At 63.8% G+C, this 22,211-nt stretch carries 20 protein-coding genes; 13 read left to right on the top strand and 7 right to left on the bottom strand.

The genetic code is table 11. The annotated features are described in order from the left end of the window. Positions 1 to 15 precede the first annotated feature (15 nt). The 4 genes from JNB62_RS05230 to JNB62_RS05215 form a co-directional block, all read right to left on the bottom strand. Positions 16 to 888 carry a carbohydrate ABC transporter permease gene (locus JNB62_RS05230; protein WP_220299800.1) on the bottom strand — a complete coding sequence of 291 codons (873 nt, stop codon included), beginning with the start codon at positions 886 to 888 and terminating at the stop codon, positions 16 to 18. After that, entirely contained in the window at positions 888 to 1,817 is a 930-nt protein-coding gene (locus JNB62_RS05225) for a carbohydrate ABC transporter permease (protein WP_220299799.1), read from the bottom strand. The genes JNB62_RS05230 and JNB62_RS05225 overlap by 1 nt, the downstream gene beginning before the upstream one ends. Further along, complete coding sequence (locus JNB62_RS05220) at positions 1,814 to 2,428, bottom strand: hypothetical protein (protein WP_220299798.1); 615 nt, start codon at positions 2,426 to 2,428, stop codon at positions 1,814 to 1,816. The genes JNB62_RS05225 and JNB62_RS05220 overlap by 4 nt, the downstream gene beginning before the upstream one ends. A 75-nt stretch (positions 2,429 to 2,503) precedes the next feature. After that, positions 2,504 to 3,796 (bottom strand): ABC transporter substrate-binding protein, encoded by a 1,293-nt coding sequence (locus JNB62_RS05215; RefSeq protein ID WP_220299797.1) that lies wholly within the window; start codon positions 3,794 to 3,796, stop codon positions 2,504 to 2,506. A gap of 265 nt (positions 3,797 to 4,061) precedes the next feature. Here JNB62_RS05215 and JNB62_RS05210 point away from each other — a divergent pair, with 265 nt between their 5' ends. Genes JNB62_RS05210 through JNB62_RS05200 form a run of 3 tightly spaced genes read left to right on the top strand, consistent with a single transcriptional unit; the run spans position 4,062 to position 6,550 of the window. Further along, entirely contained in the window at positions 4,062 to 4,802 is a 741-nt protein-coding gene (locus JNB62_RS05210; protein ID WP_220299796.1) for an MgtC/SapB family protein, read from the top strand. A 35-nt stretch (positions 4,803 to 4,837) separates the two neighbouring features. Further along, positions 4,838 to 5,503 (top strand): HAD-IA family hydrolase, encoded by a 666-nt coding sequence (locus JNB62_RS05205; RefSeq protein WP_220299795.1) that lies wholly within the window; start codon positions 4,838 to 4,840, stop codon positions 5,501 to 5,503. A gap of 33 nt (positions 5,504 to 5,536) precedes the next feature. Beyond that, complete coding sequence (locus JNB62_RS05200; RefSeq protein ID WP_220299794.1) at positions 5,537 to 6,550, top strand: LacI family DNA-binding transcriptional regulator; 1,014 nt, start codon at positions 5,537 to 5,539, stop codon at positions 6,548 to 6,550. Positions 6,551 to 6,687: 137 nt separating this feature from the next. Here JNB62_RS05200 and JNB62_RS19655 read toward each other — a convergent pair whose 3' ends face one another. Further along, positions 6,688 to 6,810 (bottom strand): aspartate 1-decarboxylase, encoded by a 123-nt coding sequence (locus JNB62_RS19655; protein WP_220299793.1) that lies wholly within the window; start codon positions 6,808 to 6,810, stop codon positions 6,688 to 6,690. A gap of 197 nt (positions 6,811 to 7,007) precedes the next feature. On the opposite strand from JNB62_RS19655, the gene JNB62_RS05190 reads away from it, so the two are divergent. The 6 genes from JNB62_RS05190 (at position 7,008) to JNB62_RS05165 (ending at position 15,028) form a co-directional block, all read left to right on the top strand. Next, positions 7,008 to 7,892 (top strand): dihydrodipicolinate synthase family protein, encoded by an 885-nt coding sequence (locus JNB62_RS05190; RefSeq protein ID WP_220299792.1) that lies wholly within the window; start codon positions 7,008 to 7,010, stop codon positions 7,890 to 7,892. Positions 7,893 to 8,081: 189 nt separating this feature from the next. Then, on the top strand, positions 8,082 to 9,095 hold the full coding sequence (locus JNB62_RS05185; RefSeq protein ID WP_220299791.1) for an SIS domain-containing protein: 1,014 nt from the start codon (positions 8,082 to 8,084) through the stop codon (positions 9,093 to 9,095). Between the two features lie 99 nt (positions 9,096 to 9,194). Next, the gene (locus tag JNB62_RS05180; protein WP_220299790.1) at positions 9,195 to 11,246 is read left to right on the top strand and encodes a hydantoinase/oxoprolinase family protein; all 2,052 of its coding nucleotides are present in this window, start codon (positions 9,195 to 9,197) and stop codon (positions 11,244 to 11,246) included. 15 nt (positions 11,247 to 11,261) lie between these two features. After that, positions 11,262 to 12,965, top strand: a complete 1,704-nt coding sequence (locus JNB62_RS05175; protein WP_220299789.1) for a hydantoinase B/oxoprolinase family protein — start codon at positions 11,262 to 11,264, stop codon at positions 12,963 to 12,965. Continuing rightward, complete coding sequence (locus JNB62_RS05170) at positions 12,966 to 13,733, top strand: SDR family NAD(P)-dependent oxidoreductase (RefSeq protein ID WP_220299788.1); 768 nt, start codon at positions 12,966 to 12,968, stop codon at positions 13,731 to 13,733. A gap of 59 nt (positions 13,734 to 13,792) precedes the next feature. Beyond that, the gene (locus JNB62_RS05165) at positions 13,793 to 15,028 is read left to right on the top strand and encodes an NAD(P)/FAD-dependent oxidoreductase (RefSeq protein WP_220299787.1); all 1,236 of its coding nucleotides are present in this window, start codon (positions 13,793 to 13,795) and stop codon (positions 15,026 to 15,028) included. A 50-nt stretch (positions 15,029 to 15,078) separates the two neighbouring features. On the opposite strand, the gene JNB62_RS05160 is transcribed toward JNB62_RS05165, so the two are convergent. After that, the gene (locus tag JNB62_RS05160) at positions 15,079 to 15,816 is read right to left on the bottom strand and encodes a GntR family transcriptional regulator (RefSeq protein WP_220299786.1); all 738 of its coding nucleotides are present in this window, start codon (positions 15,814 to 15,816) and stop codon (positions 15,079 to 15,081) included. 78 nt (positions 15,817 to 15,894) lie between these two features. Then, positions 15,895 to 16,755 carry a PfkB family carbohydrate kinase gene (locus JNB62_RS05155; protein WP_220299785.1) on the bottom strand — a complete coding sequence of 287 codons (861 nt, stop codon included), beginning with the start codon at positions 16,753 to 16,755 and terminating at the stop codon, positions 15,895 to 15,897. Between the two features lie 407 nt (positions 16,756 to 17,162). Here JNB62_RS05155 and JNB62_RS05150 point away from each other — a divergent pair, with 407 nt between their 5' ends. From JNB62_RS05150 to JNB62_RS05135, 4 genes are read left to right on the top strand one after another with little or no spacing between them, the layout of a single operon-like run. Then, a complete protein-coding gene (locus tag JNB62_RS05150; RefSeq protein ID WP_220299784.1) occupies positions 17,163 to 18,671 on the top strand; it encodes an ABC transporter substrate-binding protein in 1,509 nt (502 codons plus the stop codon). 12 nt (positions 18,672 to 18,683) lie between these two features. After that, on the top strand, positions 18,684 to 19,634 hold the full coding sequence (locus JNB62_RS05145; protein WP_223230949.1) for an ABC transporter permease: 951 nt from the start codon (positions 18,684 to 18,686) through the stop codon (positions 19,632 to 19,634). Next, positions 19,631 to 20,479: an ABC transporter permease gene (locus JNB62_RS05140; protein ID WP_220299782.1), complete on the top strand. Its 849-nt coding sequence runs from the start codon at positions 19,631 to 19,633 to the stop codon at positions 20,477 to 20,479. The genes JNB62_RS05145 and JNB62_RS05140 overlap by 4 nt, the downstream gene beginning before the upstream one ends. Further along, the gene (locus JNB62_RS05135) at positions 20,472 to 22,190 is read left to right on the top strand and encodes an ABC transporter ATP-binding protein (RefSeq protein WP_223230948.1); all 1,719 of its coding nucleotides are present in this window, start codon (positions 20,472 to 20,474) and stop codon (positions 22,188 to 22,190) included. Before JNB62_RS05140 ends, JNB62_RS05135 begins: the two co-directional genes overlap by 8 nt. Positions 22,191 to 22,211: the final 21 nt, after the last annotated feature.

The raw sequence follows: 22,211 nt of genomic DNA, 5'->3' as shown, positions 1-22,211 counted from the left end.
GAGTCCTCCAGTTGCTTAGCCGCGAAGTGCGCCGTTGACGAGCCCGGATACGTAGTAGCGCTGCAGGAACAGGTAGAGCAGCAGCACGGGGACGATCGCGATGACGACACCAGCCTGCAGGGCCCCATAGTCCACTTCGCCGTACTGTCCGCTGCTGAGATTCACGAGCATGATCGGCAGTGTGTAGGAGTTCTCGCCGCTGAGGAAGATCAGAGGTGCGAGGAACTCGTTCCAGGAGGCGATGAACCCGAACAGGGCCACGGTGACGATGCCCGGCGTGACCAAGGGGAGGGAGATGTGCCAGAACGCCTGGAGGGTGCCGCAGCCGTCGACGAGTGCGGCTTCCTCGAGTTCTTTCGGGATGCTCTCGAAGCTGTTGCGCATGAGGAAGACGCCGAAGGGGAGATGGAACATGATCTGGACTAGTGCGAGGCCGATGATCGTGTTTGTCAGCCCCAGCCAGCTCATCACCATGAACAGGGGGATGAGGATCGTTGCGTACGGGACCATGAGGATGAGCAGTGTCGCTCCGAACAGGAGGCTCTTCCCCCGGAACTTGTACCGGGCGAAGCCGTAGCCGGCCAGGACGGTGACAACGACGGTTCCCGCTACGACGAGGAGCGACAGTACGAGGCTGTTCCAGACGTAGACGCCGATACCGCTGCCGTAGTCGGCCAGTTTGGAGTAGTTCTCGAGAGACCACTCTTGGGGGATCCAGGTTGGCGGGCTTTGGTTGGCTTCGCGTGTCGTCTTGAACGAGTTGAGGGTGACCCACACGATGGGGACGAGGAATGCCAGCGCGAGGGTTCCACTGAACAGGTGGTAGCCGGTACCGGTGACGGCGCGTCCGACCCGGTGACGCTGGTGCGGTGCGGTGAGCGCGGTCATCAGTCTTCCTTTCGCCGCAGCACGAGCATCTGGATGCCGTTGAGCACGACCAGCGCGATCAACAGGACGATGGACAGCGCCGCGGCGTTGCCGAGGCTGAACTGCCGGAAGGCGGTGTCGTAGATCGCCATCACCAGGGTGACGGTGCTGCGGTCGGGGCCGCCCTTGGTGAGCACCTGGAACTGATCGAATGCGAGCAGCGAGCCAGTTATTGAGAGGATGAGCAGCAGACCAAGGGTGGGCCGCAGGAACGGCAGGGTGATGTACCTCAGGCGTTGCCAGGCTCTGGCTCCGTCCATCCGCGCTGCCTCGTAGAGCTCAGCCGGGACGGACTGCAGGCCGACCAGCAGCACGATGACCTGGAAGCCGATGAACTTCCACACCACCAGAGTGAGTGTGGTCAACAGCGCCTTCTCGGGAGTGCTGAGGAATCCCCATGGCCCATCGGTGAACCCGAGCACCTCGAGGAGGTGGTTGGCGATGCCATTCGTGTCGTTGACTGCGGCCAACCAGATCAGTGCTGCGGCGGCGGTGCCGACGACGTATGGCAGGAAGAACGCGGTGCGGTAGAACTTTGAACCGCGGCGTGGCGTGTTCGAGATGGCGACGAGGATGAAGGAGACCCCGAAGATGAGGATCGTGGTGAGAACGGTGTAGACCAGCGTGAAAGCGATCGCACCGAGGAAGAGTTGGTTGTCGGCGATTGCAACGAAGTTGTCGATCCCGTTCGACGTGGGACGCCCCAGGAGCGGCCAGCTTTGGGTGGACATGAAGAACAGGATTGCCAGCGGCGCCAGGAACAGGACGATCACGATGATCGCGAGGGGCAGCACGAACAGCTGGCCGACATACTGCCAGCCGGTGCGTTGTGTCGATCGCCTCTTCGCGGGGTCTGTGGCGACGGTGGGGGCGGCTGTAGCGGCGGTCATTCGCACACCTCCCAGGAGTGGATGTGGCGGGACGTCATTGCGCGCCACCATTCCCCGCGCCAGTCCGCGTGGAATTCGAACAGGCTGAGCCAGTGAAGAGTGAACGAGGATGGCGCCACGATCGGAAGCCCCGCGATGTAGTCATGGACCTCTTCGGTTAGTCGCGGCTCGACGTCCAGGTCGAAACCGGCAAGCGTCAGGTGTGCTGCGAACCGGTACTCCTGCACATTCGGGGCGAGGAAGTCATCGTGGCGGACGTGCAGCGGAAGAACCGCCGTACGGACTGCTTCCGCCATGGCTTGAAGCGGAGCATTGTCATGCTCACCGGTTTCGTCACGATTGATGTCGTATCGGATGGACCGGCCGGACCGGTGGACACCGTGGTTGAAGACCTGAATCGGCCGTGTGCGTTCAAAGATCGGAGTGAGCGTGGTCACCAGGTTCTCGAGTGGTGTGTCGATCTGCAGGTTGCCGATCAACGTCGCGTGAGGGGCGAACGCTGCGGCTGCCACGATCCCGAACTGCTGCTTGAGCGCAAGGGTGATCTGGGTGACCGCCCAGCAGGTCGCGGGGTCGGGGCGGAGGAAGATCCCGTATCGGGTGTTTGTCATTGGTCGGGTCGTCTCTGGTTGTGGAGAAGAGCTCGGGGAGGAGGGGCCGCGCGAAGCCCCTCCTCCCCGGGGCGATTATTGGGTTTCGTCGATGGCCGCTTGGATAGCGTCTTGCCCCTCGCGGATAGCATCGGCGTTGTCACTGAAGATGTAATCGCGGATCATCTTCAGCCAGGGGCCATTGGGGTTGTTGATCGCGTTGCCGTAACCGGGCGTGGCGGGCGTGTATCCGTTGACCTGGCCCTCGATGGCCTGCACGAGTCGGGGGTCAGCGGAGCTGTACTCGTTGTTCGCGAGGTCAACGCGGGAGGGCAGGCTTCCGTTCTGGGCGACAACGTCGACCTGGTTTTCTTCGCTGAGTGACCACTCGATGAAGTTCCAGGCCTGCTCGGGGTGCTCGGAAGTGCTCGTTACACCGACGACATCGCCACCGATGAAACCGGACGTGCTGCTGCCGTCGGGCGCGGGAAGGGGTGCAACGCCCCACTCGAAAGGGGCATCCTTCAAGTTGACGAAGTTCCCGGTTCCTCGCGGGAGGATCCCGACCTTGCCTTCGTTGAACAGTGTGTTCCAGTTCACGCCATCCTCTGTCTCGGCGGAAGGCGCTACCAGTCCTTCGTCCCACAGCTGCTTGTACAGATCGAGTGTTTCCTGCATCGCCGGAGTGTCGAAGTTGGCGGTCGCCCCGTCGTCGAGGAACGGCAGGTCTCCGGCCGCGGCGAGGTAACCGAACATGGTGTACGCGTTGCAGCCCGGGCAGTTCCCCCCGAAGTAGAAGCCGTATACGTCGCCGCCCACGTCCTGGCGGATCGCGCGCGAGTACTCGAGGATTTCGTCGAAGTCGGTTGGGGGTGCTTCGGGATCGAGGCCGGCCTGTTCGAAGAGGGTCTTGTTGTAGAGGATGAGCGAACTGTCGACGATGAAGGGCGCTCCGTAGTTCCTGTCCTCGAACGTGGCCGCGTCGATGTGCGCCTTGCCCAGCTCGTCGTAGAACGGCAGCGCTTCCAAGCGGCCGGTGATGTCGAGATATAGACCCTGCTGGGTGTAGTTGGGAGAGTAGACGACGTCGGACGCGAGGATGTCCGGCAGCCCTCCCGAGGCCGCTGCCGCGGCGACTTTCTGCTGGATCGACTCGTTCGGGATGATCGTGAGGTCGATCTGATTCTCGTGGGTGGCGTTGTACTCGTCCACGATGAGCTGCGCGAGATTGTTGCTTGTGTTTCGCGCCCACATCGTCAGCGTTGTGCCGTCATCCGGCTCACCACTGGCGTCGGGCGTCGCTGCTCCTGCGGCACAGCCGGTCACGAGCGCCACGGAAGCGACAACGGCGGCGAAACCCGCCCCCCGTCGCTGAATCGTTCCTGTCATTGTGTTCTCCCTTGATGCAAACGACGGGTACTACTCTGCTGCGAGCAGAAAAACCGGGAGCGTTCCCGGCGTTCGCCGATGACGTTAGCAGAGTACTTGTGGGGACTACAAGGGTGATCAATCAGGTCTAGAGACCGTGTCGCGGACTTTCTCCCATGTTTGTCGTTGCGTGTTTGCTCATCGTCCAGCTACCGTTTACCGGGAGCGTTCCCGGCTCGTACCGCCGTGGCGCGTGCCGCCTTGACCTCCGGAAAGGACGCCCACCATGATTGACGGTTTGCTCCTGCTGGATCTGACCATCCGCGTGCTCATTGCGATTGGGTTGGGCGCGGCGATCGGGCTCGAGCGGCAATGGCGTCTGCGGACCGCCGGCATCCGTACGAACGCACTGGTTGCGGTCGGCTCGGCACTGTTCGTCGTTGTCGGGGCGGTCGGCCTCGGCGATGGTCCGATGACGGACCCGACACGAGTGGCTGCGCAGGTCGTGTCGGGTATCGGATTCCTGGGCGCGGGTGTCATCCTTCGCGATGGACTCAACATCCGGGGTCTCACCACGGCCGCCACTTTGTGGTGCGCCGCCGCCATCGGCTCACTCGCCGGAGCTGGAATGGAACTGATGGCTCTGATCGGCGCGGGAGCGATCATCGCCACGAACACGCTGCTTCGGCCCTTCAGCAGATTCGTCAACCGTCGTACCGGCAATGACCGGATCGCGGCTGCGGCCCTCGAAGACGAGCCTGGCTCGAGCGACTACATCTTCGAAGTGACCACCACAGAAAAGAACGAGCCGCGCGTGCGTGCGCTCGTCCTGCAATCCATCGACCGACCAGAGTTGACGCTGCGCTCGCTCGATATCCGGCAGGGAAAGTCCTCGCAGATGCGGGTGGTCGCAGGGGTATCCAGCGAGGACTCGGCGACCGCCGGCTTGGAGGCAGCACTCCAACGGATGAGCCTCGACCCGAAAGTCATCGCCACGCGATGGTGGCCGGTCGAATCCGAAGACTGACCCTTCTCCTCATCTTCCCTATCGAACGGAAATTCATGAGCATCAGCATCCCGGGCAAGATCATCGCCTTCGACTACGGCGAGGTCATCTCCATCGAGCCCTCTACGGCAGATCGGGCCGAGATCCTTCGCGTCGCTGGCGCCCAGGACGAACCCGAGCGGTTCTGGAATATCTACTGGCTGCATCGATTTGCGCTGGACCAGGGGACCATCGGGCCCAAGGAGTACTGGCGCCGAATCGAACACGACCTTGGTGCGCAGTGGGATACCGCCCAGCACCACGAGCTTTGGTTGCGGGACTTCAGAAGCTGGCTGGCGATCGAAGAAGGCACCCTCGCCGTCCTCATCGATCTGCAACGCGGCGGCACTCGCATGGCTCTGCTCTCCAACGCCGGCCTCGATTTCACGTCGTACTACCGTCATGGAATGCTCGGCGACTTCTTCGAAGAAGTCGTGGTCAGCGGCGAACTCGGCCTACTCAAACCAGAACCGGCCATCTACCACGAACTCATCGAACGTGTAGGCGTCCCGCCAGCCGACATTGTCTTCATCGACAACAGAGCCGAGAACATCGCTGGTGCGGCAGCTCTCGGAATCGCGGGTCACGTCTACGAAGGCCCCGGCGAGTTGCGCGCCTTCCTGACGGGCCTGGCCGAATCCGTCAAGGCCTCTTCCGCCGTGCCTCCACACGTCGTCCTGTAGTTTTTGCACGACACGCTCACCGAAAGGATGGTCATGGCACGGACGCGGACACCGACGATCGTCGACATCGCGGCCTACGCCGGTGTATCCAAGTCGGCAGTCTCTCGGGCGCTCTCCGGACAGGGCGAGGTGCACCCAGAGACCCGCCGGAAGATCGTGGAGGCCGCTGACCGACTGGGGTATGTCGCCAACGTGATGGCGCGGAACCTGGTCAGCTCCCGGACAAAGACGCTGGGTGTGGTGCTGCGCGACGTCCGCAAGCCGTACTACGCGTTTCTGCAAGCCGCGATGCAATCACAGGCCGAAGAGCGCGGCTACCGGATTGTGGCAACCACAAACGCTGGCCAACTGGAAGTAGAAGAAGCACTTCACGAGATCAAGAACCTCATCTCGCTGCAGGTCGATGGCATCATCGTCGCGCCCGCCCGGCTCCCTACTTCTAAGTTCAAGAAGTTCCTCGACCGGGTTCCGCTGGTTGTAGCCGGTCGGCAGGAGATTACGCCCGGCATCAGCAGCGTTGCCTGCGATGACTCCGACGGTGGAAGGGCACTCGTTCGCCACCTGCTCGATCTCGGCCACCGTCAGATCGCCGTCGTGCTTGTGGACCCTCAGTACTCGCAGCGCTACTACACGAGAGGCGCCGCGATGATCGATGAGATCCGGGCCAACGGTGCCGACCCGATCGTGCTTACCGCCGGCACCGACCTGGCCACTGCAGAAGTCGTAAGCCAGCACCTCAGGAACCTCGACGCCACCGCGATCATGTGCCCGACCGACCCAGCGGCCATGGATCTACTCGAAGTACTGCGCGTCGAGGGATCATCAGCGCTGACGCGGTATTCGGTAACCGGGTATGACGGGTATGGGCCACTCGCATCCCCGTTCCTGGGGCTGACCACCTTCCGCATCCCGCAGGAGGAGATAGGCCGCACCGCCGTCGATCTCCTCGTCGACCGACTTGAGGGACGCTCCGAGAACGACCGATTCGTATCCCTCAGAGGCTCCGTCGTACCCGGTCGCACCGCCCGCCCGATCATGCCTGCTTAGGCAACTCACTCGGGCTTCAGGGTTGTCGCACGATGCGGTCGACCATCCTCCGGGGCGGTCGAGACTTCGACGGTGAGGGGGAGTGCGCCTCGAGCTCGTCGTGGTCGCACTGCGCGTACGACATCACAATGACGATGTCACGTCCCCTCATCCGTGTGCACGAGACGGGCAGAGGCTCCGTTCACTTGCACCGTCCCAGATCCCCGTTGACCCTCAATCGTGTATGTCTCGAAACGGGGACCGTTGCTCGCGTCGATCACATGAACATCGGCGCCGCCATGTGGCTACTTCTCGAAGTACCTGTCTTTGATGGTCACTCAACGTGAGCCGACGCCGATATTGCATGTCTGATGTCTGCTCTGTGTGTCCGACAAGAGCGTGATGGCGGATAACGTGGAGGCATGAGCGCAAGGAGAAGCATCGATCTATCCCGTTCGGCTCGAGAAGGATTGACCGAATGAACCTCACCGCGGGCGGGGTTCTGATGATGGCGGTGTCTCCGTTCAGTCCGAGTGGAGTCCCAGATTTGGAGCGCCTGAAGGCGCTCGGCAGTGATGCCGCGGGCAACGGCTTCACGGGCCTAGTGGTAGCTGGCGGCGCCGGCGAGCTTGCAGCCCTCACTGATGGTGAGATCGTCGACATGGTCGCAGCCGCAGCCCCCAGTATCGGCGGGCAATGCGCTTTGATTGCGGGAATCTATGCTCGCCCGGAGTCCACTCGGATGGTCAATGAGCTCGCCGCAGCCGGAGCGGATGCTCTGCTCTGTTTCGCCGATCCCACGCCTGATTCGGATGCTGACGCCGGACTTGCGGACCTGCTGGCAGAGAATGCCAGGGGGTCGAACTTGGGGGTCGTTGTGGACCATGACGGCGGCAGATTCACAGTTGCAGGACTGCAGACAGTCTCACAGCGCTATGGCAATCTCGTTCTGAAGTGGGGAACGCCTGACTTGCGCGCGTGGGGGGATCTTCGATCTCAACTTCCGGGCGTTGCAGCGTGGTACTGCGGCGGTGGGGACGACGTCGCTCCCGGGTTCGCAGCTCAGGGCGCGGATGGGTTCACCTCGACTGCCGCCAACGTCGCTCCCACTGCAATAGCGGCGCTCCAACGCCTCATCGCTGAAGGGAGTCTGCGCGAGGCGGGCGATTGGGTCGCGTCTCACCTTCAACCCCTTGCATCTCTGCGCTCGGCGCGCCCCGGCTACGTGCCCGCGGTGACGAAAGCTGCAATGGCGAACGCAGGCCGCGGAGCCGGGGAGCCGCGAAGCAGGGATGCACGCTTCCGCGAAACGGATGCGCATGCCCTCGCGATCGCCGTTGCTGCGCTTGAGGCGGCCATCTGACCAATGACCCGAACACGCAGCTCTGCGACACCACCACCAACCGCGGTGCCTGCATGGGGCTGACGTTGGGGATGGGCCGGCAGCGGTCGAGCTGGGAGGTCGGAGGCAAGATTCTTGACGGAGGGCTATGCATCTAGTGCCGGACATCTGTTATTGTTGTCCGACAAGTTCCAAATAGATCGGATTGCAATGCTCAACATCTCCGAGCTCCATCACATTGATGTCCAGACGGGCGCTGTGGCCCTGGCGGGCGAGATTCGCTCGGCGGTACACGCTGCACTCGCGGACGGTGTCCAGAACGTCTTCTTCGCCAGTGCCGGGGGAGTGGCCTTCCTGAGCCTGCCGGCAGTCAAGCTGCTGCAGGAGCGTTCCACCTTCCCGGTTTACGCCCCGAGAGCGGCCGAGCTCATCGAGAACGGCAACGTCAATCTCGGTCCCGAGTCGCTCGTCGTGTTCACGTCGGTCTCCGGCACGACGAAGGAAGCGATCGCAGCCCTTGAGTACGCCCGCGCCAAGGGCGCGCGGACTCTTACCCTCGTAGGTACCGCCGAGACGCCGCTCGCGACGCTCGCAGACGTGAGCTTCTTCAACGAGACCGCTGACGACACCTCCAGCGAGAACTTCCTGCTGCAGACGCTCTTCGTGGCGCTGGCGATCATCGACTACCGCGGCGAGAGCCCGGACTGGGATACGACGCTCGCTGAGATCCAACTGCTCCCCAACGCGCTGGTGGAGGTGAAGCGGTCTTTCGAGGATCGCGCGGCCGCCCTCGCAGAGGAGATCAAGGACGAGCAGAACCACATCATCACCTCTGCCGGTAACACTTGGTTCGAGGCCTGGTACTACGGCATGTGCATCCTGGAGGAGATGCAGTGGGTGTGGACTCGTCCGGTGCACGCCTCCGACTTCTTCCACGGCACGCTCGAACTTGTGGAGGACAACGTCAGTGTGCTCTTGCTGAAGGGCGAGGACGGTGGTCGAGCCCTGGAGGACCGCGTCGAGGCGTTCGTCCCGCGCTTCTCCTCGAAGCTGCGCGTCATTGACTCGCGGGACTTCGAGCTGCCCGGTGTGTCGGCCGAGACGCGCGCTCTCGTCGCGCCTGTCGTCCTTGCAGCAGCACTGGAGCGGCTGAGCGCACACCTTGAGGTGGTCCGGGATCACCCGCTCACGACGCGCCGGTACTACAAGCGCGTCTCCTACTGATCTCCTCTGGCACCTACTAGTACACAGCACCCGACTGTGCACCTGAGCCGTCCACGCGGCCTAGGTTTGATCAACATCCAAAGATGAATGGAGTAAATCGTGGGATATCGGCTCGGAGTCGATACAGGCGGCACACACACCGACCTCGTGCTGGTCGATGACGTCTCAGGGACGGTGTGGGTGGACAAAGTTCCGTCGACGCCCGCCGTCCCCAGCGATGGAGTCATCAACGGCGCCAAGCAGATCCTCGCGAAAGCGAACGTTCCGGCCGAGTCGCTGGATCTGATGGTCTACGGGACAACGGTGTCGGTTAACCGAATCCTGCAGGGCGGATCGACAAAGACAGCGCTGCTGACGACAGCTGGGTTCGGTGACGTGCTCGAGTTCGCGCGCGCCTATCGCTTCGGCAACATCTACGACACCCGCTGGAAGCCGCCGACCCCCATCGTCTCCCGCGACAACGTCAGGGAGGTCACAGAGCGCGTCAACTTCCGAGGAGACGTCGTGACGCCCCTGGATGAGGCCGAGGTGGAGGCCATCGCCGTACAGCTGGGCGACATCGAGTCCGTCGCGGTGTGCTTCCTGCACGCCAACCAATTCCCCGGCCACGAGCGGGCTGTCCGGGACATCTTCCAGCGGGTCCGACCCGACATCTCCGTGTCCCTGAGCTCCGACCTCACCGCTTCGACCGGAGAGTATGAGCGAGCGTCCACCGCGGCAGTCGACGCATTCGTCAAGCCGCGCTTGAAGGAGCACTTCGAGTACCTCGAGGAGCAGCTGCGAGAGATCGGCATCACCTGTCCCATCTACACGATGCAAGGTAACGGTGGCGTGATGACACTCGCTGCGGCGGCGGCCACACCGGTCCGCGTGATGAACTCCGGCCCGGTGGCGGGCGTCATCGCCGGCGCCGACCTGTGCCAGCAGCTCGGCAACCTCACGGCAGTCACGCTGGACATGGGCGGCACGAGCACCGACGTCGCGGTCGTGAACGAGGGACGACCCCGGGAGACGCAGACCGGCGATCTGCACGGCAATCCTGTCTCGCAGTCCACAATCGAGGTCGATCCCATCGGCGCCGGCGGTGGCTCGGTAGCGTGGGTAGACGATGGCGGCGCGCTGCGCGTCGGTCCCCACAGCGCCGGCGCCGACCCAGGGCCCGCGTGCTATGGAAAGGGCGGCACCGAACCGACCACGACGGACGCGGCGCTGGTCCTGGGCTACCTCTCTCCTGATGGCCTTCTTGGCGGAGCTACGCAGCTGCGCCGCGATCTGGCCAGCGAAGCGATCAATCGGGTCGTCGCTGGGCCGCTCGGTTTGAGCGAGCACGAGGCCGCGTACGGAATCGTCCGCCTCGCTGCCGCTGCGAGCCTCCGGGCGATCCGACGGATGACCGTGGCTCGAGGGTTCGACCCGAGAGATCTGGCGATGGTCTCATTCGGGGGCGCCGGTGGCCTCATCGGAGCGCCGCTCGCTCACGAGCTGGAAGTGTCCGAACTCATCGTCCCGACCAACCCTGGGAACGTCTCGGCCCGAGGACTGCTGTTGACCGACCAGCGTCACGACGAGATGTGGCCGCTGAACCAGCTCGTCGAGGAGGTGGCGGCCGCAGATCTGCTCGAGACCTTCATCTCGCTCGAGGAACGCGGAACCGCTGCGCTGTCGGAGGGGACGTCGGGTTCGGATCTCGAGCACCTGCGATCCCTCGACTTGCGCTACCTGGGACAGGCCTACGATCTGACGATCGAGTTCGACGGTGAGTACCATCCTGAGCGTCTCATCGAGGCGTTCCACCAGACACACGAAGAACGATACGGTCACGCGGACCGCAGCAATCCCGTCCAGGTTGTCATGGCCCGTACCACGACGGTGCGCCGCACCCCGAAGATCACCTTCGCGCCGGCGGACGCGCCCCGGGAGGGTCGGCCGGAGCCGACCTATCGAGACGCCTACTTCGGCGAGTGGTACAAGACGCCGATCTACACCCGAACCGAGCTGCGTCCGGACGACACTTTCGAAGGACCGTTCATCGTACAGGAGCAGGGAAGCACGACCGTGGGCCTGCCTGGCGACCAGTGCACCGTGCTCGCGGACGGTTCTCTCCGCATCGTGTCCGAGAAGTCCAGCCTGCGTACATCGACGTCGCGATAAGGGAGCTGCCGCAAAATGATTGACGTCATCACAACCGAAGTAATCCGAAGCGCCCTGGAGTCGCTGTCCGAACAGATGACGGACACGATGGAGCGCACCAGCCTGTCGGTCATCCTCAAGGAGGGCAAGGACTGCTCGTCGTCGCTCTTCGACGCCCAGGGACGACTTATGGCCGAGGGCGCCAACATCCCGGTGCACCTGAACGCCCTGGGCCCATGCCTGAAGGCGATGCTCAAGGAGCACTTCCCGGTCGAGTCCCTTGAGGAGGGCGATGTCATCCTCACCAACGACCCCTACGTCGGTGGCAGCACGGGAGCGCATCACACGTCCGACTTCATCGTGTACTACCCGATCTTCCACAATGGTCAGCTGATCGCGTTCTCGACGATCTTTGCGCACCTGGCCGGGGCGGGCGGCCGAGACCCCGAGGGGTGGCACGAGACGATCTTCGACGAGGGCCTGCGTATCCCGCCGATCAAGCTGTATCGTCGCGGGGAGCTCGACGAACAGCTGTTCAAGATGATCCTCGCTAACACGAACCAGCCGTACGAGCAGCGCGGCGACATCCTCGCTCAGGTCGCGGGCGCCCGTGTAGGGGCGCAGGGACTGCTGTCCCTCATCGAAAAGTACAGCTGGGACGTGCTGCAGGAGGCAATCGAGGCGCAGATCGACTACGCGCGCGAGCGGACGAAGAACCAGATCGCCCGCATTCCCGACGGCCGTTACACCGCGGAGTCGCAGATCCTCGAAGACGGTTCGATGGGTGGACCATTCACCATCCGGCTCGCTGTCGAGGTGACCGGCGACGAGGTCCACTTCGACTTCACCGGCACCGACCCGGCCATGCCCGGTCCGCAGAACTGCCCGATGTCGGCGACGATCTCGGCGACCCTGTTCGGTCTGCTCGCGCTGATGCCGGCGGACATTCCGAAGAACGAGGGACCGAACAGCCAGATCCGGATCACTGCACCGGAGGGCTCCCTGGTGAATCCTCGACCGCCGCGTGCCGTATACCAGCGGATGGCGCTGACCCACCGCATCGTCGACATGATCTTCCAGGCGCTCGCGCCAGCCCTTCCGGACGTGGTGAACGCGGAGTCCTGCGGACTGGTCTACATGAACGGCACAGCCATCAACCGTGAGACCCACCCCACCGGCGGCGACGCCACCGGCCGGCACCTGTGGCTCAACCAGGGCCCCAGCGTTGGAGGCCTCGGGGCGAGCGCCGGCGGCGATGGCCTCAGCGCGATGGCGAGCTGGATGACCAATGTTGCCACCCCGAGCATCGAGGGCATGGAAATCGCCGCACCCGTTCTCTATCTTCAGCGCTCGCTCCGCCCCGACTCGGGGGGCGCGGGAAAGCACCGCGGCGGACTCGGCACGATCGTGAAGTGGAAGGCTCTTGGCTACGACGTCAAGGTCTCTCACACATCTCAGCGCTTCACCATCCCCGCCCAGGGCCTGCTCGGCGGGAAACCCGGCGCCACAAGCCGATGGGTCGTGAACGAGGGGACGGATCGCGAGTACGAGCTGCCCGCCACGGGGCCGACGATCGATCTCGAGTACGGCGACACGTTGACGCTCTACAGCCCCGGCGGCGGCGGGTACGGAGCGCCGGAGGAGCGCCCTCAGGAGCTCATCGAACGCGATGTTCGGCTCGGTTACGTCACGGAACAGGGCCTGTCCGCGTACCCCACGGAAGAGAACAGGAGCGCATAAATGGATCTTCAGCTTGCTGGCGGCATCGCTGCGGTCACGGGAGCAGCTTCCGGGATCGGTCGAGCGACGGCTCATTACCTTGCAGGTGAGGGTGTAGCGGTTGGTCTCTTAGACCGCGACCTCCCGGCGGCCGAATCTGTAGCGGCAGAGATCAACGATGCCGGTGGGTCGGCCGTCGCCATCCAGGTGGACGTCTCCGACGAGGGCTCAGTTGAGCGCGCGATGGCGCAGGTCGCATATGCGCTGGGCGGCCTCGACTACTTGGTGCTGTGCGCTGGTATTTCCACGCTCTTCGGCAAGGCCGTCGACGAGATTGACGCCTCACAGTGGGATCGTGAGTTCGGTGTGAACGTGCGAGGTCAGTGGCTGCCCGTCAAGTACGCTCTTCCCGCCCTGCGTGCCTCTTCGAGGGAGCCGGCGATCTCGATTGTCGCATCGGACTCGGCGCTGTTCGCTGCACCGCTCAACGCCGCCTACGAGGCGACGAAGGCTGCGGTGCTGATGCTCACCAAGGCGCTGGCCGTCGATCTGCGGCCCGACGGGATTCGAGTGAACTGCGTCTGTCCTAGCGTGGTCGACACGCCTCAGTCACGGGGCGCGCTCGGCATCCCCGAGGGCGGGTACGCGGGCATCGGGTACCCGGTGCACTCGCCCGAGGATATCGCCAGGTACCTGACTCTCCTGATCTCACCGGTGACCCGCACGATCAACGCGCACCCGCTGGTCGCAGACTTCGGCTACAGCGCACAGTCCAACTTCCCCGCCTGACAGGGCGCAAGTCTTCCTGGCCGGACAATTCGCGGGACACATCTCAACGCAGAGGAATCATGACAACGGACGTAGGAATCATCGGTGCCGGCGCGATCGGGCTGTCCGCAGCGCACTACCTCACCAAGGCCGGTCTGAGTGTGGAGGTTTTCGATTCCCACCGTGTCGCGGCCGGTGTCTCGGAACGCAACTCCGGGCAGATCTCGGAGAAGGAGATCGCCCCGCTGCAAGGCCCGGGCGTTGTGCAGACCGGGTTGCGCAGCATGCTGTCTCCCGACTCGTCGCTTTACGTGCACCCCGCGGGCGCTCTAGCGAGCCTCAACTTCATGATCCGCTTCGCGCTCTACTGCAACAAGCGCAGCTTCGAACGCGGCAAGAATATCTTTGTGGAGTACGCCCGGGGCACTCAGGCGGCGATGGAGGAAATGGCCGATGCCGGCGACATCGATCGCCCCACTGCGATCGACTACCTCCACGTCCTCAGCTCAACGAGCAAGGCTGCTGCGAGTCGGTCTACGACCCTATCGCGCTTCGATGTCGAGACCTCGGATCTCATCGGCCGCGAGGAGTTGCACCGGCTTGAGCCGGCATTGGGCGAGGCAGCCACGGACGGGTTCATCGTCAAGGGCCACACGTTTGTCGATCCCGGAGCGTACTGCCTGCGACTGGGGGAGAGCGTGGTTCGCCGTGGGGGCCGCATCAACGCTCCGTTCATGATCGAGCGGATCACTCGTCAGAATGGCGAGTACGTCATCGAAGGTCCTCACGGAACCTCGCGGGTGCGCCAACTCGTCCTGGCCGCCGGTGTCGGCACGCCGGCGCTGCTGAAGCTCATCACGAAGCGGCACCGCCTGCCGATCTACCCCGGCAAGGGATACAGCCTCCGCGTGCGCGGCGGCGGCCAGACAAAGCACCTGCTCAAGCTCGAGGAAGCGCACGTCGGGGTGACCCCGCACGGCGACAGCATCCACATCGCGGGAACGATGGAGTTTGACGGCCACAACCCGCGCTACAACCAGGGAAGAGTCGACGCCATCATTCGCAGCGCACGACCCTTCCTCAACTCCGGGTGGGACTGGAACGCCACCAGCGACCACTGGGTCGGGTCACGACCGATGACCCCAGACGGCCTCCCCATCATCGGCAAGGTGCCGGGACAGGAAGACCTCATCATCGCGTCGGGTCACAACATGCTGGGCATGATGCTCGCCCCCAAGACCGGACAGTCCGTAACCAACCTGGTGGTCAACGGCGTGGACCGCGCGTCGGAGCCGTTCCGCCTGGAGCGGTATTGACCGTCGTAGCCGGCCATGCGGATGAATGCGCGCAACGAAACTGCGCGCATTCATCCGCGTCGTAGAACGTTGAACCCGATCAGGTCGCCACGGTGGTAGTCGCATGCGTACAGGACTCGGACGCCGTCCCGGGTGATGCAGCTTTCCTCGATCGCCAACCAGGGGTCGAGGCCCCCGAGGTTGTACCTTTCGCTGTACTCGGCGGGGAGGTTGGTTGCGCTGATCCTCGCTGCCGATGTCTCGATCACATGGCCGTGTGCCTTGAGCGCAGCGGTCAGTGATGATCCCCAGTCCCGGTAGGTCAGCGGTCCGGGCAGGGCATCTCTGCGCACCATGTTGAAATTGAAAACGATCGGTTCGTCGCCGTTCAGCCGCAGCCTGCTCAACTGGATGACGGGGTCGCCTTCATTCAGATCGAGCAGCTGAGCGACTCGCGGGGGAGCTCCGACTTCGCGAACATCCAAGACGACGGTCGTGATGTCGTATCCCAGGCTGCTGAGCATGTCGGTCATCGATTCGTAGCGCGTGATTGGTCGCTCCACGCTGAACGCTCCCAGCACCGACACGAACCGGCCGCGCCCCTGCACGGCGTACACCAGGCCGTCCTGCTCCAGTAGCTTGAGGACCTCACGAATCGTCGACCTCGAGACCGAGTAACGCACCGACAGCTCGGGCTCAGAAGGCAGTTGGTCGCCTGGCTTCAGCTCGTCCTTGATCAGCCGCAGAAGGAGATCCTGCACCTGACTCGTCATCGAGCCCTTGGACCTCGCACCCGCCACCTTGGTCATGTTTGCTTCCTATCGAGGTTGTCCGGTCGTCTGTGGAAAAATCAGACAACCAATACGATACCGTGATCTGCTGAAATATCAGGTTTGCGGCCACCCACCTACGTGCGAACAGGTGCGGGCAGCGAACTGGGCGCCTCTCTCCATGCTGGCGCGCAAGTCCGCCCCAGCGAGGTGCGCGCTGATGAAGCCGGCAATGAAGCTGTCCCCCGCGCCGGTGGTGTCAACGACGTCGACAGGGAGTGCGGCGACCCGCTGCGGCGCACCGCCGCGCTCTCTTGCATAGGCGCCGGCCGAGCCGAGGGTGACGATCGCGATCTGAGCTCCCGCCTCAAGGATCTCGTCGGCCAGAGAGTCGGCGTCGGCATCTTCCCCACCCGACAGGAAGCTGACGTACATGTCGTTATGCCCGGGGGAGACGCTGCTGTCTTGGCTGAGGTGCAGCTCCGGCGACCTTTCGAGAAGCCTAGCCCGCACCTGAGCAGACTCCGGCTGCATCCCGATATGCACCCAAGCGAACTCGGCGATCTCGTCCAGATGGGCCGTCTCGGGGACGTAGTGGGCGGTCACGCCGAAGTCTTCACGAGCGAAATGGCGTTCCCCGGAAGCCGAACGCACGATCTCGGTGACGGCGGTGACGCCGTCTTGAGTGACGAGCCCATGAACGTCGACACCTTGTGCGACGAGGGCGTCGCGAACTCGTCGGCCGTCGTCATCGGGGCCGACGGCACCGTAATAGGCCACCTCGTGACCGGCGCGAGCAAGCTGCACGGCGACGTTGACAGCGTTGCCTCCGATGAGATCGTGAGGATCTTCGCCGAGGAAGCGGTCGATCGTGTTGTCGCCGACGACGGCGACGCGTAGACCCGTCATGGCTTCAGCTGCCGGTACCGCGCCCGTGGTGGGCTGCCGTCCTGCGCCGTCAACCGCGTCCTTCATCATGACCTCCTCGTATGGGTGATGCGGTCATTGTGCCAGACATCTCGCCCAGAATGTCGGACAAGTTGGACGGGTATACGTCCTGGCGGGCTCCAACTCCGCTGGATCTACCCCCGTGAGTTGGTACAAGTTCCCGTCGCACAAACGATGATGAGCCTCTCAACGGGTCCGCTGCAGTTGTGTTGTCGGATATGCTGAGCTATCATCAGACAACCTGGAACCCGCGGCGCAAAGCAACCCGACGTAACTCGCAGCAGCAACGGGAAACACGGGCGAGAGAAGACACCTGGTCCGCGCGGCCTCCATGAGGATGCGCAGACCACAACACAGTGAAGGGCAACGTCGCTATGCACACATCAGGTCATTCCGCCGGCCGGGGAGTACGGCCCCGACGTTTCGCCGCAGCCGGGATGCTGCTGGCGGGTGTTGTCTCGCTTGCAGCATGCGGAGCGGGAGACGCGGGCTCGGGCGAGGATGTTCCGCAGGTCCTCACCTACGGAATCTCCGGCGAGCCCCAGCCGATCAAAGCCGGCCTCAACCAGAACTCCATCGGATATTTGATGGACGCCCTTCTCATGCAGGGCCTGTTGCGTTGGAACGAGGAGGGCGAAATCGAGACCGCCCTCGCGGAATCCTACGAGCAGGTGAACAACTCGACCTACACGTTCACTCTTCGACCTGACCTGACCTTCAGCGACGGCACTCCATTGACGGCGGAAGACGTCAAACGCACGTTCGAATTCCTGGCGAATCCCGCCAACGCCGCGTACACCGTGGCCGGGATGTCTCGGATCGACACGATCACGACCGACGGCGACTCGAGCCTCACGGTGACTCTGAAGGAGAACGACCCCGACTTCCTGTCGTACGTCGCCAATCCGACGGCATTCATCGTCAAGGAGGACGAGCTCAGCGCGGACGCCACGGTCACGGTCGGCGCGGGGCCGTTCGTCATCGAGGACCAGACTCAGGGTGTTGGGATGGAGCTCGTTCCGAACGAGAACTACTACGACCCCGAGAGCGTGACATTGGAGCGCATCGAGTTGGAGTATTACACCGACGCGACGGCCCGCACGAACGCGCTCCTCAGCGGCGATGTGGACATGATCGACTACCCGGCCGCGCAGGACTTCGAGCGACTCGAGTCGGCTCCCGGAATCGTGCTGGACGCCCAGCCGGCGCCCCTGATCGCGCTGACCTTCAACGCCGCCGAAGGCCCCTTCGCCAACCCGCTTGTCCGTGAGGCCGTCGCCTACGCCGTCGATCGCGACCACGTCGCCTCCGCCGCCGACGCAGGCCAGGCGGACCCGGTTTACGGCCCCGTGCTCCAGGAAGGCAGCCCGTTCGCAACCGAGCGGTCGCAGTCGCTGTACTCATATGATCCGGAAAAGGCGAAGGAGCTGCTCGCCGAGGCTGGGTACCCCGACGGGTTCGACGCCACCATCCTGACGATGAGCCAGTATCCCTACCACCAGGACACAGCCATCGCGGTCCAGGACGATCTCAAGAAGGTCGGCATCAATCTCACTCTCGACAGCGGCGATCAGCCCACCTGGGTGCAGAAGGCGACCGCCGGCGATTACGAGGTGAAGACCACCGGTGGGGCCGGGCTCATCCCGGACCCCTCCTACCTCGAGTCCTGGTACTTCGCCAACGCGACGTACACCAGCACCAACTACGAGAACGAGGAGCTGCGGCAGGCGCTCATCGACGGCCGAACGGCAGAGACGGAGGAGGAGCGCGTAGCGGCGTACGAGCGAGCTTTCGAGATCGTCGCAGTCGACCCGCCGCGCGTCGATCTGACACAGCGCTACAACGGGTACGCCTACAAGGACACCATTCAGGGGTTCAAGAACATCCCCGGGTTCCTCTCCCTGTTCTCGCAGAACGCCATCCCGTACCTCAGCGTGAGCGGCTGATTTCTACCCACCATGGTCAGATATCTTGCTCGTCGAGTAGCAACAGGCGTGGGCCTATTGCTACTCGGCCTCACTCTCATCTTCTTCGTCATCAGGACGGTGCCCGGCGACCCCGCAGCTCTGCTCGCCTCTGGTGGCGGGTCAGGCGATGCCTCCCCGGAGGCGATCGCACAGATCCGCGAGCAGCTCGGTCTTGACCAACCCTTGTGGGCGCAGTACTTCGGGTACCTGGCCGGAGTGGTTCGCGGTGATTTCGGGACCTCGTTTCAGTTCGGCACCGATGTGACGCCGATCATCCTGGAACGGCTGCCTAAGACACTGGAGCTGGTGCTCGGGGCGACGCTCATCGGCGTGACGGTCGGGATCATCCTCGGGGTCATCGCCGCGCGCCGCGGCGGCGTCGTGAGCACGATCATCACTGCGATGGGCAGCTTCGCCATCTCCATCCCGGTCTACGTCCTGGGCACCGTGCTCGTCTTCGCGATCGCACTGCAGTTGCGCTGGCTGCCGGCGGGCGGATATGTCGGATGGGAAGACCCGGCCGACCATCTGCGGATCTTGATACTGCCGTGCATCACGCTGGCCGTGCCGTTTGCCGCGATCGTGGCCACGATCACGCGATCCGGGCTCGTGGAGACTGCTCAGCAGGACTGGGTGCGTACCGCCCGCTCATGGGGCATGTCGCCCAACTCCGTCTACGGCCGTCATGTTCTGCGCAACTCGCTGACCGCAGTGCTCACAATCGTCGGTCTGGAGATCGGGCTGATGTTCGGCTCGACGATCCTCGTCGAACAGGTCTACTCCTACCCCGGTCTGAGTCAGCTCATGATCAGGTCGGTGGAGCAGCGCGACTACCCCATCGTGCAAGGGGTCGCGATCATGGCCGCAGCGTTCTTCATCCTCGTCAACATCCTGGTAGACGTCCTATACGGCGTCCTCGACCCGAGAGCGAGACGCCGATGAACCGAAAGCTTCAGCGCGTACGCGACGCCTTCCGGCCGATACATCTGGTTGCCCTGGGCTTCATTCTGCTGGTAGTCGTGCTGTCCCTCGCGGCTCCTGTGATCCTCCCGGACCCGCTCGCGCAGGACGGAGCGAACACTTTCGCACCCCTCGGCACGCCCGGGCACCTGCTCGGAACCGACGGGTTCGGGCGTGACACGCTCGCGAGATTGATGGCCGGCGTCCGCACCGAGCTCGCAGTTGCGCTCGCGACGACACTGCTCGCCCTGGTGATCGGCACGACGCTCGGCATCAGCGGCGCCTACTTCGGTGCAGTTGCAGAGACGTTGACGATGAGGATCATCGTGGATGTCCTGCTCGCTTTCCCGCCGATCATCTTCGCCCTGCTCATCGTGACGATCTACGGACCAGGCCCAGCCACGCTCACGTTCACGATGGGTGTGCTATTCGCCATGAACTTCGCGCGCATCGCCTACGGGCAAACCCTCACCGTGCGACGAGCGGAGTACGTCGACGCCGCGCGTGCCTACGGCGCCCCTACGCTCACGATCCTGGTGAGGACGGTGCTGCCCAACATCAGCGCCCCACTCATCGTGCAGGCCTCTCTCACCATGGCGGCCGCCATCCTGCTGGAGTCCGGGCTTAGCTTCCTCGGCCTCGGTCTGGTGCCCCCCGCACCCTCCATGGGGCTCATGATCGCCGACGGTCAGCGATACATGGCCTCAGACCCGCTCGGCATCCTGATCCCAAGCATCGCCGTCGTCGTCATCATTCTTGCCTTCAGTGTGCTCAGCGACGGTCTTGGACGATGGCTCGACCCTCGAAGGAGGAATGCACATGCCTGAGCCGCTGCTCGAAGTGCGTGACCTGTCGGTAGCTTTCCGCGCCGGCAAAAGGACCGCTGAGGTCGTACACGACGTCTCATTCCACATCGATCCCGGAGAAACGCTGGCCGTCGTCGGGGAGTCGGGGTCCGGCAAGTCGGTGTCCGCGATGTCGATCGTCGATCTCCTCCCCGACAACGCGCGCCGCACAGGCACCATCCGCTTCGCCGGAGAAGACCTCCTCGCCGCCGACGCCGCGCGGATGCGACAGATTCGCGGAGCCGGAATCGGCGTGGTGTTCCAGGAGCCCATGACGGCCCTCAACCCCGTCTACACGATCGGTGGGCTGCTCGCCCAAGCCATCGACAGCCACGGCCGCCGCTCGAAGGAGGAGATCAAGTCGCGCAGCCTCGATCTGCTCCAGCTAGTCCAGATGCCCGATCCCGAGCGTCGACTGGGTCAATTCCCCCACCAGCTCTCTGGAGGGCAGCGGCAAAGGGCGATGATCGCCATGGCGATCGCCAACGATCCCGAACTGGTGATCGCCGACGAGGCAACCACAGCGCTGGACGTCACGGCGCAAGCAGTCATCCTGGATCTGCTGCTGGACGTGCAAGAACGCCTAGGGACGGCCATCCTGCTCATCACCCACGACATGGGTGTGGTCGCTGACATGGCAAATCGCGTCGTCGTCATGAACGGGGGACACGTCGTCGAGGAGGCTCCGGTCGAGGACCTCTTCTCATCCCCTCGCGAGGAGTACACCCGGAAGCTGCTCGCAGCCGTGCCGCATCTGGGGCGCAGCGAAACCGTCGAGCAGCTGCCGACGACACCGATCGAGCTGCGCTACCGGACGCAGCCGCAGCGAGTTGTCGAGCACCCCGTCCTTCACATCGAGAACCTCGTCGTCGAATTTCCAGGGCGGTTCGGCCAGGCCCCGTTCCGAGCCGTCGACGGCGTGAGCTTCGACGTAGACCGTGGAGAGGTGGTGGGGCTCGTCGGTGAATCGGGCTCCGGTAAGAGCACCATCGGCAGGGTGGCGATCGGCCTCACCAAACCGGCCTTGGGCACGGTCGAAATCGACGGCATCGACGTCAGCACGAAGCATCGTCGGGAGCGCAAAGAGCTCCGCCGGCGCGCCGCGATCATCTTCCAGGACCCGTCGTCCTCGTTGAACCCACGAGCGACTCTTGCGGACACGATCTCATCGCCGCTTCGGTGGAACCGCGTCACCCGGAGCAGGCGGGAGCTCGACCGGATCGTCGCAGAGTTGCTCGATGCTGTTCACCTTCCGAAAGATGCCGCTCATCGATATCCGCATGAGCTCTCCGGTGGGCAGCGCCAGCGAGTCGGAATCGCCCGAGCGATGGCGCTGGAACCGGATCTTCTGATCGCGGATGAACCGACGTCGGCGCTGGATGTGTCCGTGCAAGCAGCTGTGCTCAAGCTTTTGCTCGAGCTACAGGAGCGCCGGCAGTTCTCGTGCGTGTTCATCAGTCATGACCTGTCGGTCGTCGAGCAACTGGCGCAACGTGTGGTGGTGCTGAAGGACGGGAAGATCGCGGAGCAGGGCAACACCCGGCAGATCCTTCATCACCCGCGCGACGGCTACACCCGTCAGCTGGTCGCTGCGATCCCGGTCCCAGACCCAGCGGAACAGCGCGCGCGTCGCCAGGAACGCCAGCTGCTGCTCGCCTCGCCCGTTGCTCCCGAGTCGTCGTCCTTGGTATGACGCTTCACTCCGTCTGAAGGA

It is taken from the genome of Microbacterium jejuense, from assembly GCF_019511665.1.
GTDB lineage: Bacteria > Actinomycetota > Actinomycetes > Actinomycetales > Microbacteriaceae > Microbacterium > Microbacterium jejuense_A.
The sequence above is the reverse complement of the archived record's forward strand: the minus strand, read 5'-3'. Positions and strand labels throughout refer to the sequence as shown.

Bases quoted from the DNA above. Each gene is read 5' to 3' on its own strand.
- JNB62_RS05135 (WP_223230948.1), top strand. From the start codon at position 20,472: ATGCCTGAGCCGCTGCTCGAAGTGCGTGACCTGTCGGTAGCTTTCCGC.
- JNB62_RS05160 (WP_220299786.1), bottom strand. From the start codon at position 15,816: ATGACCAAGGTGGCGGGTGCGAGGTCCAAGGGCTCGATGACGAGTCAG.
- JNB62_RS05220 (WP_220299798.1), bottom strand. From the start codon at position 2,428: ATGACAAACACCCGATACGGGATCTTCCTCCGCCCCGACCCCGCGACC.
- JNB62_RS05225 (WP_220299799.1), bottom strand. From the start codon at position 1,817: ATGACCGCCGCTACAGCCGCCCCCACCGTCGCCACAGACCCCGCGAAG.
- JNB62_RS05140 (WP_220299782.1), top strand. From the start codon at position 19,631: ATGAACCGAAAGCTTCAGCGCGTACGCGACGCCTTCCGGCCGATACAT.
- JNB62_RS05155 (WP_220299785.1), bottom strand. From the start codon at position 16,755: ATGATGAAGGACGCGGTTGACGGCGCAGGACGGCAGCCCACCACGGGC.
- JNB62_RS05170 (WP_220299788.1), top strand. From the start codon at position 12,966: ATGGATCTTCAGCTTGCTGGCGGCATCGCTGCGGTCACGGGAGCAGCT.
- JNB62_RS05230 (WP_220299800.1), bottom strand. From the start codon at position 888: ATGACCGCGCTCACCGCACCGCACCAGCGTCACCGGGTCGGACGCGCC.
- JNB62_RS05215 (WP_220299797.1), bottom strand. From the start codon at position 3,796: ATGACAGGAACGATTCAGCGACGGGGGGCGGGTTTCGCCGCCGTTGTC.
- JNB62_RS05205 (WP_220299795.1), top strand. From the start codon at position 4,838: ATGAGCATCAGCATCCCGGGCAAGATCATCGCCTTCGACTACGGCGAG.
- JNB62_RS05210 (WP_220299796.1), top strand. From the start codon at position 4,062: ATGATTGACGGTTTGCTCCTGCTGGATCTGACCATCCGCGTGCTCATT.
- JNB62_RS05175 (WP_220299789.1), top strand. From the start codon at position 11,262: ATGATTGACGTCATCACAACCGAAGTAATCCGAAGCGCCCTGGAGTCG.
- JNB62_RS05200 (WP_220299794.1), top strand. From the start codon at position 5,537: ATGGCACGGACGCGGACACCGACGATCGTCGACATCGCGGCCTACGCC.
- JNB62_RS05165 (WP_220299787.1), top strand. From the start codon at position 13,793: ATGACAACGGACGTAGGAATCATCGGTGCCGGCGCGATCGGGCTGTCC.
- JNB62_RS05150 (WP_220299784.1), top strand. From the start codon at position 17,163: ATGCTGCTGGCGGGTGTTGTCTCGCTTGCAGCATGCGGAGCGGGAGAC.
- JNB62_RS05145 (WP_223230949.1), top strand. From the start codon at position 18,684: ATGGTCAGATATCTTGCTCGTCGAGTAGCAACAGGCGTGGGCCTATTG.
- JNB62_RS05190 (WP_220299792.1), top strand. From the start codon at position 7,008: ATGAACCTCACCGCGGGCGGGGTTCTGATGATGGCGGTGTCTCCGTTC.
- JNB62_RS05185 (WP_220299791.1), top strand. From the start codon at position 8,082: ATGCTCAACATCTCCGAGCTCCATCACATTGATGTCCAGACGGGCGCT.